The following is a 15,498-nucleotide window of genomic DNA, read 5'->3' on the forward strand; positions in this document are numbered from 1 at the left end:
ACTGTCTACGCAGAAATTCGCTCCGGTTTGGAGCGAACTACGCTTGTATTGTTGGAGAATGTTCTTGAAATGTTCTAGTCGCATTAGCGAAAGTCGGCGCAATGAACAATCTCAAGAAGGACGAAAGAACGGCGTTTTCGGTCTGGATGCGAACCGGACGATGGCCGCGCAGTGTCGAGGTCAAGTTCAACCCATGGCACGATCCGCGAAATGGACAGTTCACTTCTGCGGGAATGGGAACATATTCGGGGCCGGGTAGCTCCGGATCAGCTATTCGCGGAAGCCAGAGTACCAGCAGAACCAAACCAAGTCAGGAGATACCGCCGTACCAGGAAGATCCCAGTCTGCAGGGGATCAGCACTATGGAAGAGGTGGAGGCCTGGAAAACGCAGGAGTTGGCAAAACATCCCAACACCCCAGCCCACCGCAAGCGCATCGAGGAGCAATATCAGCGATATAAGGCAGAACTTGCGAAGCAGAAACCTCGCAATACGCTGGACCAGATCGGCGACTTTGCCGCTGGCTTTGGCGAGGGAGTGTACAATGTCGGCAAAGGTACAGTCACAGGCCTGCATTCGCTTGTAACCACCAATCCAGTTACCACTGTCCGGGCGCTTGAGCATGGCATCGCTGGCGCGGTGGATGCCGCGTTGGCGGCTGAGGACACGCCTGCGTATGTCCAAATCGATCGAGCGGCGAACAAGATTGCCAACGCTTCAGCGCACGACTGGGGTTATGGTTTGGGAACGATTGGCGGCAATGCTGCACTGGCGGTAGCGCCGGGAGCGATCGCGGCGAAGGTCTCGGCTGCGACGCGTGCCGGCGAACTTGAAGCTGCCATGATTCCGAAGGGGCCGCCCAAGATTACCTGGGTGGACGAAAGTCCTACATTTCGCGGCCCGTCGAAAGAACTCGCAAAGGCTTATAACGACTCAGCTAGAGGCGCACTGTCCAATATTGTCATCAAAAAAGGGCAGGCACCGGCACTTGAGCGCACGATGGCGGATGGCACCAAACGGTACGTAAAATTTGACGGGGTAGATTATGATAGTGTGTATGGTCATGTGATGATTGACAGAAAATGGTCCCTCACGGGGAGAGCAAAGACAATAAACCAGGCTATACGTCAGTCCTAAGTATTAGAAGAGCACCATCTAATCGGAATTTGGGAAGTACCTACACGTGCTGCGCAGAGACGTGCGCTGAAGTTGCTTGCAAAACTTGGAATATCGAACATCAAAATAAGGGTTGCAATTCCACGATGATAGACCAAATTGCACGAATTATCGCCAACGTTATCCTCGCCCTGGATTATTCCGGAGAGGTTATCGATGAGGATGATGTTGTAGAAATCCTGGAACAGATGGGAGGAGACTTTCAGGAGCTCGATGTCGAATCGCGCAAGATATTGAGCGATGCTTTCCGTCGCATCGCACCTGAATATGAGGGAGAGTTTCGAGAGGCTGTAGAAACCATGCCTTATACAATGGGAATCGAGGACGAGGACGCGAGCTAGTTCCGGGCCTGCGCGCTTCTCGACATCACCCCATCCCCATCAGCGCCTCCACCAGCGGCACATCCGCCGGCGGCATCGGCAGCCCGCGCATCTCTGCCGGAGTCACCCAGCGCAGCTCGGTCGCGTGATGGGCCTCGGGCGTCCCTTCCCAGTTCCGCAAGATGAAGAGCAGCAGCAGCAGGTGCCGCCCGGCCAGCGGCTCGCTGGCGAAGGCGATGGGGCTCAGGTCTTTTACGCTAAGGGTTATTCCCAGTTCCTCGTGGAGCTCGCGCGCCAGTGCCGCCTCGGGGCTTTCGCCGGGCTCGATCTTGCCGCCGGGGAACTCCCACAGCCCGGCCATCGGCTTGCCCGGCGGGCGCTTCTGGAGGAGCACGCGCCCCTCGCGATCGCGCATCGCCACAGCAACAACCAGCAACATCTCAGGCGCGGGCATCGACACTTCGTTAAGCCTCTTTGGCTAGTTTCCGGCCATCATTGGAGAAGAAGCGCCGTCAATGCGAGCCCTGGTTCACCTTATCCGCACTGCGATCCGCGACAGCCGCGGCGCCACCGCGATCGAATATGGCCTGATCGTCGCGCTCATCGTCATCGCGATGATCGCCAGCCTGCAGGGCGTCGCCGGCACCACCATCGGCATGTGGGGCAATGTGAACAACAAGGTCGCGGCCGCCTCGCAATAACTTGGTTACGATGGCGTAACGCTTGGCCTTAGGCGTTTATTTACTTCCCCCGCGTAGTTTCGACTTGCCGAACCGGGGTTTCCTCGAGCCGGCCGGGTGAATGAAGCATTTTGAACACTGGAGACCGGTTATGATGAAGATCCGCAACTTCTTTAAGAATTCCAAGGGTGCCACCGCCATCGAGTACGGCCTGATCGCCGCTCTGATCGCCGTTGCCGCGATTGCCGCGATGCAGGGCCTGGGCAACACCCTGAAGTCGACCTTCACCAACGTTTCGTCGAGCATGAAGGTCGGCTAAGCCGAACTTTCCGACAAACGGAACGAAATCGGGCGGTGGGATTTATCCCGCCGCCCTTTCTCTTTCCGGACGAACTATTCATGGTTAAGTATTTGTACGGTATCTTGGGTGAGTCGCGCAGGCCGACCGCCATCGACTATGGCGTGGTCGCCGCGGTGATCGCCGTCGCCGCGATCAAACTGGGCTAGGCAAGCCGAGCTACGGCCAGCCGGGCTAGGGATTTTTCCTGAATCGCATAAAGCCGGGTGCTTCAGCCTCGGTACATCCCCGCCTTCCTATAAGGAGGGGATGAAACAGCTCTCCTCTCCCAAGGCGGTGACGCCGTTCGAGATCGCCCTGGTCGCGTTCCTCGCGATCTGCGCCGTGCTCGCGGTCGTGCAGGGCCTGGGCATGATCGGCGCGAGCCTGGCCGCCGCCGAGCACGTCGCCCCGGTTCGATAAGACCGGCTAGATCCGGCCCCCTAAATCCTGCCCATCGCCAGGAACTTGGCGCGGCGGGCCTGGCGCAGGCCCTCGGGCGACATCCCATCGAGCTTCTGCAGCGATTCCTCGATCGCATCGCCCAGCGCATGGACCGCGGCCCCGGCATCGCGGTGCGCGCCGCCCAGCGGCTCGCCGACGATCCGGTCGATCACCTTCAGCTCCTTCAGGTGCTGCGCGGTGACCTTCATCGCTTCCGCCGCATCGGCCGCCTTGTCGGCGGTGCGCCACAGGATCGAGGCGCAGCCCTCGGGCGAGATCACCGAATAGACCGCGTGCTCCATCATCAGCACGGTATTGCCCGCCGCGAGCGCCACTGCGCCGCCCGAGCCGCCTTCGCCCAGGATCGACGCGACCAGCGGCACGCCCAGGTTGAGGCACGCCTCGGTCGAGCGCGCGATCGCCTCGGCCTGGCCGCGCTCCTCGGCCTGCACGCCCGGGAAGGCGCCCGAGGTGTCGACCAGCGTGATCACCGGCAAATTGAACTTGTTGGCGAGCGCCATCAGGCGGATCGCCTTGCGATAGCCTTCGGGCTTGCCCATGCCGAAATTATGCTTGAGGCGGCTGGCGGTGTCGTCGCCCTTCTCATGGCCGATCACCATCACCCGGCGCCCGCGGAAGCGCCCCAGGCCGCCCTGGATGGCGTTGTCGTCGGCAAAGGCGCGGTCGCCGCCCAGCGGCATGAATTCCTCGATCAGCCCGGCAACATAATGCTTGAAGTGCGGGCGCTCGGGATGGCGAGCGACCTGCGTCTTCTGCCAGGGCGTGAGCTTGGCGTAGGTGTCCTTGAGGAGCTTTTCCGCCTTGGCCTGGAGCGGGGCGATCTCCGCATCGATATCGACGGCGCCGCTGTCCGCGGTGGTGCGCAGCTCGTCGATGCGGGTCTGAAGCTCGGCGATCGGCTTCTCGAAGTCGAGGAAAGTGGTCATCGCTGGCGGGGCTAACCTTGGTGTGGCGCCACGTCAACGAGCGGGTGTTTCTTGGGGTCCCCAGATAAGGCGCGATGCCCCCTCCAATTCGTCGCCCCGGACTTGTTCGGGGTCCACCGGGAGGCAAACCATGGGCAAGAGGCTCCACGGCATTGCTGGCGGCGCAGTGGACCCCGGCACAAGGCCGGGGTGACGGTTAGGGCTTGGAAAGCGCCTCGCCCAGCGGATGCCGCTGATTGACCAGTTCGACCAGCCGGCGGCTGTCGACATGGGTGTAGATCTCGGTCGTGGCGATGTCGGCATGGCCGAGCATCGCCTGCAGCGCGCGCAGGTCGGCGCCGCCCTCGAGCAGGTGAGTCGCGAAGGCGTGGCGCAGAACGTGGGGGCTCACCCGGTCGGGCGGGATCCCCGCCTCCCCCGCCAGCGCGCGGACGAGCTGGTAGAGCCGGACGCGCGAGAGATGGCCCTTGCCCGAGGGGAAGAGGAACGGCCGCCCCGAATCGACATGTGCGCGCCAGGCGGCCACGGCGGCGCGGGCGCGGTCCGAGATCGGCACCAGCCGCTCGCGCCCGCCCTTGCCCTTGAGGATCAGATAGGGCCGGTCCGGCGACACCGCGTTCCTCGGCAGCGAGACCAGCTCGGTCGCGCGCAGGCCTGATCCGTAGAGCAGCTCGATCAGCGCCTGGAGGCGCAGGTCGTTGGGATCGGGCGGCACCCGGGCAATGCGATCGGCGATCGCGGCGAACATCTTGTCGACATCCGCGATGCTCAGCACCTTGGGCAGCGCGCGGGAAGTGCTGGGACGCGGCAGCGCGGCGGAAGGGTCGTCCTTGCGCAGGCCTTCGTTGGCCAGGAACGCGTAGAAACGCCGCAGCGCCGCCGATTTGCGCGCGACGGTGGCACGGGCGAGCGGCTGCCACTCGGCCCCAAGCGTCTCCAGCTCCGGGCGCCCTGCCCCGCTCAGCCCGCCGCTCAGGAATTCGGAGGCGAGGCGCAGGTCGGTCTGGTAGGCGGCGATCGTGTTGGCAGTGGCGCCTGCCTCCGCGCGCATCATCTCGAGGAAGCGCTCGATCAGCGCGCGGTCTTCCCCGGCGCTGGTCAAGCCGACCGCGTGACCGCCTCCACGGCGATCATCCGCGCATAGCTGGTCATCCCCGCCGCGCGCATCGCCGCGACGATGTGGAACAGCGCCTCGGGCGTGACATTGTCCCAGACGCGCGACTGCATGCCGACCGCGGCGAGCAGCGCGACCATGCCGGTGTCGCCGCGCTTTCCGGCCGCATCGATCGCGCGGGTCCAGTCGTTCTGCGCGCCGATCTGCACGTTGAGCGCAGTGGCACCGCGCCTGGCGTCGCTCGTCTCGAAGCGGCCCAGCCCCGCGAGCCCGGCAAAGGCTAGCTGGGCGCGGCGCTGGCCAGCGGCGTCCTTGAACGAATCGAAGTCGCCATAGGCGACGGGGCCGGTGGCGCCGGGATCGGCGAGCGCGAGCAGGCCCCAGGCGACGCTGCCGTGCGGCACCACCGCGCGCCACTCCATCGCCTTGGTCTCGTAGCCGGCCGACAGCATCGAGGCGATCAGCTTCTCGGGCTCGGCGATCTTGGGGTCGGCGGGAATCCAGGACGCGGCGCGCGCGGTGAGGATCAGCCGGGCATATTGGGTGCGCGGCGTGCTCGCCTCGGCCCACAGCGTCTGGATCGCCTTGATCCGGTCCGCCACGTCGGTGTCGACATAGGCGGTGCGCAGGTCGCGGGCGACGCCGCCCTCGGTGGTGTTGGCGTCGTCGCCCTCGGCGATCTCGCTGTAGAGATCGACCAACCCGGCGTTCGAGAAGACCCCGGCAGTGGCGGCGAGCTCGGCGGCGGCGGCGCGCTGGCGCGGAGTGAGCTGCGGCGCGAGCGCCTGCCAGTAGCGGACCTGCGGGCCGGCAGTGGCGTAGAGCGAGAGCGGCACTTCCTCGCCGGCAGCGGTGGCGAGGCCCCAGCGCCAGGCGGTGAGCCGGGTGATCCCGCCCCATTCGATCGTGACCGCGCGGCGGCCCTGCGCGCCGGTGCCGAGAATCTTCTCGGCCAGCAGATTGTCGATATCGCTGACCGGCGTGCCGCCGCGCGCCTGGTCGAGCAGCTGGCCGGCCTCGTTCGGCTTGCCGGCAAGCCCTGCGCACATCGCGCGGGCGAGCGCCCAGCCGCGCTGGTGGACATATTGGTTGCCGCGATCGGCAATCCCGCAAAGCCCGCCCGGATCGGCGGAGGCGAGCGAGGCCTGCATCGCCACCTGGAGCAGCCGGGTGGAATAATTGTCGCCGTCGACGTCGTTGACCACCGCGCGCGCGGCATTGGCCTCTCCCATGCGCAGCAGCAGCCAGGCGCGCTCGGCGGCGAAATCGGCGCCGTTGATGTGCGCGGGCGTGTCGAGCGGCGACATCAGCGCGCGGCGCAGCGCGATCGAGACCCAGCGCGAGGCGACCGGGGCGGCAAGGCGCTGCATCAGCACCGCAAGCGTGCGCCCGTCCGCCTTGCCGAAAGCCTTGGCCGGGAACGGCGTGTTGCCCGCGGCGAGCGCGCCGGTGCGCGCGAGCGAATGCTTGGCGAACTCGGGCAGCTCGTAACGCGCGAGGTCGACCGGGGTGGCGGGCGCCGTTTCCTCGGCGGCCGCGCTGTTCGAAAGCGGCGCCGTGTCGTTGCCGAGCGACGGCGCGATCGTCGGCGCGGCGCTGGGCGTGGTGGCCGCGGGCGCAGTGGCGGCGGGCGCCGGGCGCGGCGCCGGCGTGGGCGCCTGCTCGGGCTGGTCGAAGCCCGGCGGCAGGATCGATTCGGGCTTGTCCTGCTGTCCGACCGCGGGCACCGCCGCGCCGGCCAGCAACAGCCCCGCAAGGGCGAGGTGGCGGCCCTTAATTGGCGAGGTTGTCAAGCGGGACCACCTTCTCCATGCGCACCGGCTCCTTCTTCGTCTCGCGGCCCGCAAGGAAGAACAGGCCGCCAACCAGGACGACGAGGACAACGATCAACGCAATGACAGAGCGGGACATGAAAACGGGTCCGGAAATTGTGAATTCGCGGGCCTTTTGCCCGAGACCCGCCCTCGCTGTATAGCCCTTCCGAACATGTTACAAACACACGCAGTGAATACCGGGTGGACGGGCAAGCCGATCGTGCTGATCGGCCTGATGGGCGCAGGCAAGACCACGGTCGGCCGGCGGCTGGCGCAGCGCATGCGCGTGCCCTTTGTCGACGCGGATCACGAAATCGAGGCGGCTGCGGGGATGACCGTGGCCGATATTTTCCAGCGCTTCGGCGAGGCGCATTTCCGCGATGGAGAGCGGCGGGTGATCGCGCGACTGGTCGATGGCGCGCCCAAGATCATCGCCACCGGCGGCGGCGCCTTCATGCATGAGGACACGCGAGCGCTGATCCTCGAACAGGCGATCGCAGTGTGGCTCGATGCCGAGCCCGCGGTGCTCGCCGACCGGGTGCGCCGGCGCGATACCCGCCCGCTGCTGCGCGGCCGCGACCCGCAGGCGGTGCTCACCGAGCTCGCCGCGCTGCGCAATCCCTACTACGCGCTTGCGCCGATCCGGGTGCCCAGCGTAGCGGCGCCGCACGACACCACCGTCGACGCGATCCTGAAGGCCCTGCATCCGTGACAATCGTACCCGTCGCGCTTGGCGACCGCAGCTATGACGTCCGCATCGAAGCCGGGCTGCTCGCCCGCGCCGGCGAGGCGCTCGCGCCGTTCGACAAGGGCCGGCGCTGGGTGATCGTCACCGACGAGAATGTCCGCGGCCATCTCGCCACGCTGCAGGCGGCAATCGGCCCGAGCGAGGCGATCATCCTCCCACCCGGCGAAGGCACCAAGAGCTGGGGCCAGCTCGAGGCACTGCTCGACAAGCTGCTCGAATTCGGCGTCGAGCGCAGCGATCATGTCATCGCGCTCGGCGGCGGCGTGATCGGCGACCTGGTCGGTTTCGCGACCGCGCTGCTCAAGCGCGGCTGCCACTTCGTCCAGGTGCCCACCACGCTGCTCGCCCAGGTCGACAGCTCGGTCGGCGGCAAGACTGCGATCAACACGCGCGCCGGCAAGAACCTGGTCGGCGCGTTCCACCAGCCGAGCCTCGTCCTCATCGACCCGACCGTGCTCGACACGCTGCCCGCCCGCGACCTGCGCGCCGGCTATGCCGAAGTGGTGAAATACGGGCTGATCGACGATTTCGCCTTCTTCGAATGGTGCGAGGCCAATGCCGCCGCGCTGATGGCCGGCGACCCCGCGGCGCGTGAAACTGCCATCGCGCATTCGGTGGGCGCCAAGGCGCGGATCGTCGCGGCGGACGAGCGCGAGACCAGCGGCACCCGCGCGCTGCTCAACCTCGGGCACACCTTCGGCCACGCGCTGGAAGCCGAGGCCGGCTTCTCGGACAGGCTGCTCCACGGCGAAGGCGTCGCGGCGGGCATGGCGCTGGCGTTCGGCTTCTCCGCGGCCAAGGGCATCTGTCCGGGTCAGGATGCCGAGCGCGTCTCCGCCCATCTCGCTGCCGTAGGCCTGCCCAACGGGCTGAAGGCTGCCGGCATCACTGCCAGCGGCGCGCGGCTGGTCGAGCACATGCTCCACGACAAGAAGATGAGCGCGGGCACCCTGCCCTTCCTGCTCGCCCGCGGCATCGGCCAGACCTATCTCGACAAGACTGTCGACCTGGGCGAGGTCGCCGCCTTCCTCGACGCCCAGCCGCGCTGAGCCTGGGCGATCGGCACGCTTCCTGGCCGAAGCCAGGGAGCCGATCCCGGCGCGCGGCGTTCTTTCAAGCTGAACTCGCAGTTCCGCCTGCGCAACGAAAACAGCAATGCTCGGGAACAAGATGGCCGCAGCGAATCGTTCGACCCTCTCGCTCGAAACTTTCGGAGACCTGGGCCGGCTGACCGCCGCGATCGGCGTGGACTCGCCGCTGGGCCCGGTATCGAGCTGGTCGGGCGCGCTCACCGCTGCGGTGCGGATGCTGCTCCCTTCCCGCGCCGAGATCGTGATGTTCTGGGGACCGGAATATTGCGCGCTCTACAACGATGCCTATGCCCCGACGATCGGCGACAAGCATCCGCGCGCGCTCGGCCAATCGGCGCGGATCTGGTGGGGCGAGCTGTGGGACGATCTCGGTCCGCTGCTCGAGGGCGTGCGCGAGACGGGCGAGACCTATTGGGCCAAGGACCGCCCCTTCTACATCGAGCGGGATGGCGGGCGCGGCGAGACGGTCTATTTCGACATCAGCTACTCGCCCGTGTTCGACGATGACGGGTCGGTGGGCGGGGTGCTGTGCATCGTCAGCGAGACGACGGCGCGCGTGCTCGCCGAGCGCGAGGCAATCGCCGACCGCAACCGGCTGTGGACGCTGGCCCGCGACCCGTTCCTGATCGCCGACGCCAAGGGCATCTGGCGCAATGTCAGCCCCGCCTGGACCGAGATCCTCGGCTGGAGCGAGGAAGAGCTGATCGGCCGCACCTCGCAGTGGATGGAGCATCCCGACGACGTGCAGCGTACGCGCGAGGAGATCGACGATCTCGCGCATGGCGAGCTCACGCTGCGCTTCGAGAACCGCTTCCGCGGCAAGGACGGCAAGTATCGCTGGTTCAGCTGGACCGCAGTGCCCGAGGGCGAATTGCTCTATTGCGTGGCGCGCGACATCACGGCCGAACGCGAGGCTGCCGCGTCGCTCGAGGCCGCCGAGGAAGCGCTGCGCCAGTCGCAGAAGATGGAGACGGTGGGCCAGCTGACCGGCGGCGTAGCGCACGATTTCAACAACCTGCTGCAGATTGTCACCGGCAATCTCGACATCCTGCAGCGCAACCTGCCCGACGATTCGCCACGCCTGGTTCGCGCGGCGGGTGCGGCAATGAACGGGGCGCAACGCGCCGCGGTGCTCACCCAACGGCTATTGGCCTTTTCGCGCCGCCAGCCGCTGGCGCCCGAGCGGATCGATCCCAACCGGCTGATCGCCAGCATGTCCGACCTGCTCCACCGCAGCCTGGGCGAGACGATCGAAATGGAGATCGTGCAGGCGGGGCGCCTCTGGCCGGTCGAAGTCGATGCGAACCAGCTCGAGAACGCACTGCTCAACCTCGCGGTCAATGCGCGCGATGCGATGCCTGGCGGCGGCAAGCTGACGATCGAGACCGCCAACACCCATCTCGACGCGAACTACACCGCGCGCGATGCCGAAATGACGCCAGGCCAATATGTGCTGATCAGCGTCTCCGATACCGGCAGTGGCATGGACGCCGAGACCCTCAATCGCGCCTTCGAACCGTTCTTCACCACCAAGGAAGTCGGCCGCGGCACCGGGCTCGGCCTGTCGATGGTCTATGGCTTCATCAAGCAATCGGGCGGCCACATCCGCATCTATTCGGAGCCGGGCCAAGGCACCACGGTGAAGATCTACCTGCCGCGCTATTTCGGCGAGGCGCCCGAGGCGCCGGCGCCGGCGCCGGTCGAGCATGCCCCCGCCGCAGCCAATGCCGAAACGATCCTGGTGTGCGAGGATGACGAGAATGTCCGCGCCTACACGGTCGATGTGCTGCGCGAGCTCGGCTATCGGGTGATCGAGGCGGGCGACGGCCCCGCGGCGCTGGCCGCGCTCGACGCCGAGCCGGGGCGGATCGACCTGTTGTTCACCGACGTCGTGTTGCCGCGCGGCATGACCGGGGCGGTGCTGGCGGCGGAGGCGCAGCGCAGGCGCCCCGCGCTGAAGGTGTTGTTCACCACCGGCTATGCCCGCAACGCGATCGTCCATCACGGGAGGCTCGATCCGGGCGTGCAGCTGCTCCCCAAGCCCTTCACCTATGGCGACCTGGCGGCGAAGGTGCGGGACATGCTGGATGGGTAAGGCCGATCAGTTGCCGTTCATCCCCGATCGGCTTAGCAGGCGGGCATGCGCATCCTCCCCGCCCTCGCCGCTGCGATCGTGATCGCAGCGCCCGCCGCCGCCCAGAACGCCAGGCCCGCCCCAATCCTGCTGACCACGCCCGAGGCCAAGGACGCATGGACGCATGCCGAGCCCCAGGTCGCACGGGTGACGCATGTCGATCTCAACCTCGGCGTCGACTTTGCCGGCAAGACGCTGTCCGGCGTGGCGACGCTCGACGTGCTCGCCGCCAAGGGTGCGACGAAGATCGTCCTCGATGTCGATGATCTCGACGTGCTCTCGGTCACCTGCCCCAAGGGCAAGCCGCTGCCCTATGCGATCGGCCCGCGCGAGACCGATATCGGCCTCGGCTCGGCGCTGACCGTGCAGCTGGAAGGCAACAAGCAGATCCTGGTCCGCTACAGGACCCGGCCCGGCGCCTCGGCGCTCCAGTGGCTCGCGCCCGAGCTAACCGCCGGCAAGGCGAAGCCCTATCTGTTCAGCCAGGGCCAGCCGATCAACAATCGCAGCTGGATCCCGACCCAGGACAGCCCCGGCATCCGCCAGACCTGGTCGGCGACGCTGACCGTGCCCGAGGGTTTCGTCGCGGTGATGAGCGGCGAGCGGCTCGACGGCGAGAAGGGCCAGGCGACGACGAACGGCAAGCGCAGCTTCCGCTTCAAGATGGACAACCCCGTCCCGCCCTATCTGATCGCGTTCGCAGTCGGCGATCTCGGCTTCAAGGCGACGGGCCCGCGCTCGGGCGTCTGGGCGGAGCCGAGCCAGCTCGATGCCGCCGCGTATGAGGTCGGCGACGTCGAGAAGATGATCGACGCGGCGCAGGCGCTCTACGGACCCTATCGCTGGGGCCGCTACGACATGCTCGTCCTGCCGCCGAGCTTCCCCTATGGCGGGATGGAGAACCCCACCCTCACCTTCCTCACCCCCACGATCATCACCGGCGACCGTTCGAACACCGATGTGGTGGCGCACGAGTTGGCGCACAGCTGGTCGGGCAACCTCGTCACCAACGCGACCTGGTCGGACTCGTGGCTGAACGAGGGCTTCACCACCTATTTCGAGAACCGGATCATGGAGGCGGTCTACGGCAAGGAGCGCGCCGCCATGTATGCCGATCTCGATTGGGACGGGATGCAGAAGGACATCAAGGATGCAGGCGGCCCGGATGCCGCGACCACGCGCCTGCACGGCGATCCCGGCGCGACCTTCGGCCAGCTCGACTATTTCAAGGGCTCGAACTTCCTCAAGATGATCGAGACGACGGTGGGCCGGCCGAAATGGGACGCCTATCTGCGCTCCTATTTCGATCGCCACGCCTTCCAGCCGCAGACCACCGCCGGCTTCCTCGCCGATCTGCGCGCCAACCTGATCAAGGGCGACAAGGCACTCGAGGCCAAGCTGGAGCTCGATCGCTGGGCCTATCAACCGGGGCTGCCCGATAATGCCGTGCACGTCACCTCTGCCACGCTGGCGGCGGTCGATGCCAAGCGCGCTGCGTTCAACGCCGGCGGCCCGGCGAGCGCGGTGCAGCCGAGCGGCTGGGCGACGCAGCAATGGCTGCGCTTCCTCACCGGCCTGCGCCGCCAGCAGACGCCGGCGCGGCTCAAGGAGCTGGACGAGACGCTGGGGCTCTCGGCCTCGAACAACGCCTATGTCCGCTCGGCCTGGGCCGAGCTGGCGATCGCCAACCGCTACGAACCGGCGCTGCCGAGCATCGAGGCGTTCGTGAAGCGCGTCGGCCGCGGCCTGCTGATCTACCCGATCTACAAAGACCTGATGGCCCAGGGCGACTGGGGCAAGCCGATCGCACGCAAGTTCTACGAGGAAGCGAAGGCGGGGTATCATCCCGGCGCCGCAGCGGGCGTGGCGAAGATCGTCGGGGCGGAGTGATATTTCACCCTCTCCCCTCGGGGGAGAGGGTGGCGAGCGTAGCGAAGCCGGGAGAGGGGCAGTAAGCGGCGCAAGCGATAAGCCTGCCGCACTCCCCTCTCTCCGGCCCTCTCCCCAGAGGGGAGAGGGAGAAGGCTCACTTGGAACCCGTCGCCCCCTGATACGCCTGCCGGAAGACCTGCAGATCGCCCGGATCGACGTCCGACACCGCCCAATATTCCAGCCCGCCATTGGTCCAGCGCACCAGCGTATAGCCCTTGTGCCGCGTCGTGCTCGTGTCGCCGAGCGACAGGCCTGTGGCGGGGCGCACGAACAGGTTTATCGTGTGCAGCGCCCGCTTGTAGACGATCGCGGCGACCGGCTTGTCCTCGATATAGTCCATCCGCCCGCCGACCAGCGGGAAGCCCTGCGCCGCCAGCTCGGGCACCGGCGGGGCGAAGTCGATCCGGCCGTTGAACCAGGGCTTCACCACATGGCGGTTCGAGGTGGCGATATCGACGACATGGCCGGCGATCAGCGAGCGGACATGGCTCTGCACCAGCTGGTCCTCGGTATCGCTGCGTGTGACCTGCGGCACCGCGACGAGCAGCGCCAGGCTTGCCGAAGCCGCGCCAGTAATGGCGCCCGATGCCCAGCGCGCACTCGAGACATGCGCCAGCACGCCGCGCCGCGCCGGCGTCGGTTCCTCGGCATCCAGCATCGCCTCGATCCGCCCGCGCAGCTCGGGCGAGGCCTCCGCGCGCGGTGCGCCCGCCATCAGCGCGCGCACCGCCTCGATCTCGTCGAGTTGGGCTCGGCACTCGGCGCACCCCTTCAGATGCGCCTCGAGCGCCACGGTGTTCGCCGCGTCGAGCTCGCCATCGGCATAGGCGTGGATCAGGCCGGGCTCAGGATGCGGGCTCATGCGCGCTTCTCCGCCGCCGGCAGCAGCAGCTCGGCGAACATCTGCCGCGCCCGTGCCAGTCGCGACATGACGGTGCCGATCGGAACCCGGGTGATGGCGGCGATCTCCTTGTAGCTCATCTCTTCCAGCTCACGCAGCACAAGCGTTTCGCGGAACGGCTCGGGCAGCCGCTCCACCGTTGCCCGCACCATCGCCGCCTCGTTCCTGTCGGCGAGCAGGCTCTCGGGGCTTTCCCGATCCACCGGCTCCTCGGTCAATTCCTCGCAAGCCCGCGTCGCGGCAATGCCGCTCAGGAAGCAATTGCGCACGATCGCCAGCAGCCACGCCTTGGGCGCCTCGCCCCGCCACGCGTCGAAGCCGCGAAAGGCGCGCAGATAGGCTTCCTGCACCACGTCTTCCGCCACACTGGCATCGCGCGTGAGGTAGCGGGCGAGCGTGAGTGCGGCGTCCATGTGCGGCAGCATCAGCCGGCGGAAACGCTCGGCCTTCGCGCGCGCAGCGGCCTGCTCCGCCGATGAGCGATCGGCGGAGAAAGCGAGCCTGGGTCGGAAAATGCTGACGCCCACCTGTCCCCTCAGCGCGCCTTGACGATCACCTTGCCCGTCATGTGCGGGTGGAGCTGGCAGAAATACGCGAACTCGCCGGCGCGGGTGAAGGTGTAGCTGAACTTGCCGCCGGTATCCAAGGCCGCCGAATGGAAGCTGCGATCGGTCGCGGTGACCGTGTGCGGATCCTCGTCGGCGTTGGTCCAGGTAACCGTGGTGCCGATCGCGACGGTGAGCACCTGAGGGGTGAAGGCGAAGCCCTTGATCGCGACCTGCACCGCCGGCGCAGGCGCGATCGCCGCGGCGGTGACCGAAACGCCGAGCCCAAGCATCGGAACCGAGAAGGCGGCAAGGAACAGCGCACGCGAAAGCGGAAAAGCCATTGGGATACTCCTGGAGGGTAGGATCAGCCGAGCGTCTGCTCGATCAGTGCGATCGGCGCGTTGCCGCGCACGAACTGCGCGGTGTGGATGCCGAGCATCGCCGGAAGCTGCGCCGCCGGCACGGTCAGGGGGCCGGGCGACGGCGCAGCCCCGGGCGCGGGCTGCGGATAGGCAGTCGAGCGTGCCGAGTGGAAGGAGACATTGCCCTCCACCTTGTGCAGGATCTGGTGGATATGGCCGTTGAGCACGGTCACCGAGCCGAAGCGGCGGAGCAGCGCCAGCGCCCGCGCGCTGTCATCGGTGCCCCAGCCCCATGCCTCGTACACGGTCCAGAGCGGGATATGGCCGAGCACCACGATCGGCGTGCTGGCAGACAAGCCCGCCAGGTCCTTCTCCAGCCAGGCGAGCTGTTCCTCGCCCAGATGCGCCATGCCCCCGGCCTTCAGGTCCGCGACATTGTTGAGCCCGATGAAGTGCACGCCATTGTGCTCGAAGCTGTACCAGCCGGTGCCCTTGGTCCCCTTGCCGTGACGGGCGAGGAAATTGGCGCCAGGCGTCTCGTCGAGCCAGTCATGCTCGCCCGGCACGAAGAAGATCGGCACGTCGAGCCCCGAAAGGATCTGCGCGGCATCGTCGAACTGCTCGGCCTTGGACAGGTGCGTGATGTCGCCGGTGTGGAAGATCAGATCGGGCTTCACCTTGAGCGCCTTGATCTTCTCGACCGCCTGCATCGCCGTCGCCCGCGTGTTCGGATTAGCGGCCTTGTCGAAGCCGATATGCGTGTCGCTGATCTGGAGGAAGGTGAAGGGCTTGGGGCTCTTGCCTGCCAGCATCGGCGAGGCCAGCGCGGTGTCGATATCGATCGACGAGGCGATGCCGCCCATCATCGTGTAGAGCGCGGCGGTACCGGCCCAGCCAGCGCAGCGGGTGAGCACGCGGCGGCGGTCAATACCTTCGTGATGATCGTCCATG

Annotated in this window: 17 protein-coding genes; 9 read left to right on the forward strand and 8 right to left on the reverse strand. The window is 66.9% G+C overall.

Annotated features, from left to right (window positions below):
* The first annotated feature begins 101 nt into the window (after positions 1-101).
* Entirely contained in the window at positions 102-1,136 is a 1,035-nt protein-coding gene (locus ABLE38_RS01780) for a hypothetical protein (protein ID WP_348972450.1), read from the forward strand.
* Between the two features lie 125 nt (positions 1,137-1,261).
* A complete protein-coding gene (locus ABLE38_RS01785; RefSeq protein ID WP_348972451.1) occupies positions 1,262-1,516 on the forward strand; it encodes a hypothetical protein in 255 nt (84 codons plus the stop codon).
* A gap of 25 nt (positions 1,517-1,541) precedes the next feature.
* Here the strand turns inward: ABLE38_RS01785 and ABLE38_RS01790 are convergent, their stop codons facing one another.
* On the reverse strand, positions 1,542-1,949 hold the full coding sequence (locus tag ABLE38_RS01790; protein ID WP_348972452.1) for a (deoxy)nucleoside triphosphate pyrophosphohydrolase: 408 nt from the start codon (positions 1,947-1,949) through the stop codon (positions 1,542-1,544).
* Between the two features lie 61 nt (positions 1,950-2,010).
* Between ABLE38_RS01790 and ABLE38_RS01795 the strand changes: the two genes are divergently transcribed.
* The 3 genes from ABLE38_RS01795 to ABLE38_RS01805 all read left to right on the forward strand — a co-directional run bounded on the left by ABLE38_RS01795 (position 2,011) and on the right by ABLE38_RS01805 (position 2,935).
* The gene (locus tag ABLE38_RS01795) at positions 2,011-2,196 is read left to right on the forward strand and encodes a Flp family type IVb pilin (protein WP_348972453.1); all 186 of its coding nucleotides are present in this window, start codon (positions 2,011-2,013) and stop codon (positions 2,194-2,196) included.
* A gap of 130 nt (positions 2,197-2,326) precedes the next feature.
* Positions 2,327-2,494 carry a Flp family type IVb pilin gene (locus tag ABLE38_RS01800; protein WP_348972454.1) on the forward strand — a complete coding sequence of 56 codons (168 nt, stop codon included), beginning with the start codon at positions 2,327-2,329 and terminating at the stop codon, positions 2,492-2,494.
* A gap of 288 nt (positions 2,495-2,782) precedes the next feature.
* The gene (locus tag ABLE38_RS01805; protein ID WP_348972455.1) at positions 2,783-2,935 is read left to right on the forward strand and encodes a hypothetical protein; all 153 of its coding nucleotides are present in this window, start codon (positions 2,783-2,785) and stop codon (positions 2,933-2,935) included.
* A gap of 20 nt (positions 2,936-2,955) precedes the next feature.
* On the opposite strand, the gene ABLE38_RS01810 is transcribed toward ABLE38_RS01805, so the two are convergent.
* From ABLE38_RS01810 to ABLE38_RS01820, 3 genes are all read right to left on the reverse strand, one after another.
* Positions 2,956-3,903: an acetyl-CoA carboxylase carboxyltransferase subunit alpha gene (locus ABLE38_RS01810; RefSeq protein ID WP_348972456.1), complete on the reverse strand. Its 948-nt coding sequence runs from the start codon at positions 3,901-3,903 to the stop codon at positions 2,956-2,958.
* Between the two features lie 196 nt (positions 3,904-4,099).
* On the reverse strand, positions 4,100-5,005 hold the full coding sequence (locus ABLE38_RS01815; RefSeq protein ID WP_348972457.1) for a tyrosine-type recombinase/integrase: 906 nt from the start codon (positions 5,003-5,005) through the stop codon (positions 4,100-4,102).
* Positions 5,002-6,810: a hypothetical protein gene (locus tag ABLE38_RS01820; RefSeq protein ID WP_348972458.1), complete on the reverse strand. Its 1,809-nt coding sequence runs from the start codon at positions 6,808-6,810 to the stop codon at positions 5,002-5,004. Before ABLE38_RS01820 ends, ABLE38_RS01815 begins: the two co-directional genes overlap by 4 nt.
* 193 nt (positions 6,811-7,003) lie before the next feature.
* Between ABLE38_RS01820 and ABLE38_RS01825 the strand changes: the two genes are divergently transcribed.
* From ABLE38_RS01825 to ABLE38_RS01840, 4 genes are all read left to right on the forward strand, one after another.
* Positions 7,004-7,543 carry a shikimate kinase gene (locus ABLE38_RS01825; RefSeq protein WP_348972459.1) on the forward strand — a complete coding sequence of 180 codons (540 nt, stop codon included), beginning with the start codon at positions 7,004-7,006 and terminating at the stop codon, positions 7,541-7,543.
* Positions 7,540-8,628 carry a 3-dehydroquinate synthase gene (gene aroB, locus ABLE38_RS01830; RefSeq protein WP_348972460.1) on the forward strand — a complete coding sequence of 363 codons (1,089 nt, stop codon included), beginning with the start codon at positions 7,540-7,542 and terminating at the stop codon, positions 8,626-8,628. The genes ABLE38_RS01825 and aroB overlap by 4 nt, the downstream gene beginning before the upstream one ends.
* A gap of 121 nt (positions 8,629-8,749) precedes the next feature.
* Positions 8,750-10,765, forward strand: a complete 2,016-nt coding sequence (locus ABLE38_RS01835; RefSeq protein WP_348972461.1) for an ATP-binding protein — start codon at positions 8,750-8,752, stop codon at positions 10,763-10,765.
* 45 nt (positions 10,766-10,810) lie between these two features.
* The gene (locus tag ABLE38_RS01840; protein WP_348972462.1) at positions 10,811-12,694 is read left to right on the forward strand and encodes a M1 family metallopeptidase; all 1,884 of its coding nucleotides are present in this window, start codon (positions 10,811-10,813) and stop codon (positions 12,692-12,694) included.
* A gap of 136 nt (positions 12,695-12,830) precedes the next feature.
* On the opposite strand, the gene ABLE38_RS01845 is transcribed toward ABLE38_RS01840, so the two are convergent.
* Genes ABLE38_RS01845 through ABLE38_RS01860 form a run of 4 tightly spaced genes read right to left on the reverse strand, consistent with a single transcriptional unit; the run spans position 12,831 to position 15,497 of the window.
* Positions 12,831-13,598 (reverse strand): anti-sigma factor, encoded by a 768-nt coding sequence (locus ABLE38_RS01845; RefSeq protein WP_348972463.1) that lies wholly within the window; start codon positions 13,596-13,598, stop codon positions 12,831-12,833.
* Complete coding sequence (locus tag ABLE38_RS01850) at positions 13,595-14,164, reverse strand: sigma-70 family RNA polymerase sigma factor (protein ID WP_348972464.1); 570 nt, start codon at positions 14,162-14,164, stop codon at positions 13,595-13,597. Before ABLE38_RS01850 ends, ABLE38_RS01845 begins: the two co-directional genes overlap by 4 nt.
* 8 nt (positions 14,165-14,172) lie before the next feature.
* Positions 14,173-14,526 (reverse strand): cupredoxin family copper-binding protein, encoded by a 354-nt coding sequence (locus ABLE38_RS01855; protein WP_348972465.1) that lies wholly within the window; start codon positions 14,524-14,526, stop codon positions 14,173-14,175.
* A 23-nt stretch (positions 14,527-14,549) separates the two neighbouring features.
* Positions 14,550-15,497, reverse strand: a complete 948-nt coding sequence (locus ABLE38_RS01860; RefSeq protein WP_348972466.1) for a metallophosphoesterase — start codon at positions 15,495-15,497, stop codon at positions 14,550-14,552.
* Position 15,498: the final 1 nt, after the last annotated feature.

The sequence above is a fragment of the Sphingomonas sp. KR3-1 genome, from assembly GCF_040049295.1.
Classification (GTDB): domain Bacteria; phylum Pseudomonadota; class Alphaproteobacteria; order Sphingomonadales; family Sphingomonadaceae; genus Sphingomonas.

Bases quoted from the DNA above. Each gene is read 5' to 3' on its own strand.
- ABLE38_RS01845 (WP_348972463.1), bottom strand. From the start codon at position 13,598: ATGAGCCCGCATCCTGAGCCCGGCCTGATCCACGCCTATGCCGATGGC.
- ABLE38_RS01835 (WP_348972461.1), top strand. From the start codon at position 8,750: ATGGCCGCAGCGAATCGTTCGACCCTCTCGCTCGAAACTTTCGGAGAC.
- ABLE38_RS01780 (WP_348972450.1), top strand. From the start codon at position 102: ATGAACAATCTCAAGAAGGACGAAAGAACGGCGTTTTCGGTCTGGATG.
- ABLE38_RS01805 (WP_348972455.1), top strand. From the start codon at position 2,783: ATGAAACAGCTCTCCTCTCCCAAGGCGGTGACGCCGTTCGAGATCGCC.
- ABLE38_RS01825 (WP_348972459.1), top strand. From the start codon at position 7,004: ATGTTACAAACACACGCAGTGAATACCGGGTGGACGGGCAAGCCGATC.
- ABLE38_RS01860 (WP_348972466.1), bottom strand. From the start codon at position 15,497: ATGGACGATCATCACGAAGGTATTGACCGCCGCCGCGTGCTCACCCGC.
- ABLE38_RS01840 (WP_348972462.1), top strand. From the start codon at position 10,811: ATGCGCATCCTCCCCGCCCTCGCCGCTGCGATCGTGATCGCAGCGCCC.
- ABLE38_RS01855 (WP_348972465.1), bottom strand. From the start codon at position 14,526: ATGGCTTTTCCGCTTTCGCGTGCGCTGTTCCTTGCCGCCTTCTCGGTT.
- ABLE38_RS01785 (WP_348972451.1), top strand. From the start codon at position 1,262: ATGATAGACCAAATTGCACGAATTATCGCCAACGTTATCCTCGCCCTG.
- ABLE38_RS01795 (WP_348972453.1), top strand. From the start codon at position 2,011: ATGCGAGCCCTGGTTCACCTTATCCGCACTGCGATCCGCGACAGCCGC.
- ABLE38_RS01790 (WP_348972452.1), bottom strand. From the start codon at position 1,949: ATGCCCGCGCCTGAGATGTTGCTGGTTGTTGCTGTGGCGATGCGCGAT.
- ABLE38_RS01810 (WP_348972456.1), bottom strand. From the start codon at position 3,903: ATGACCACTTTCCTCGACTTCGAGAAGCCGATCGCCGAGCTTCAGACC.
- ABLE38_RS01800 (WP_348972454.1), top strand. From the start codon at position 2,327: ATGATGAAGATCCGCAACTTCTTTAAGAATTCCAAGGGTGCCACCGCC.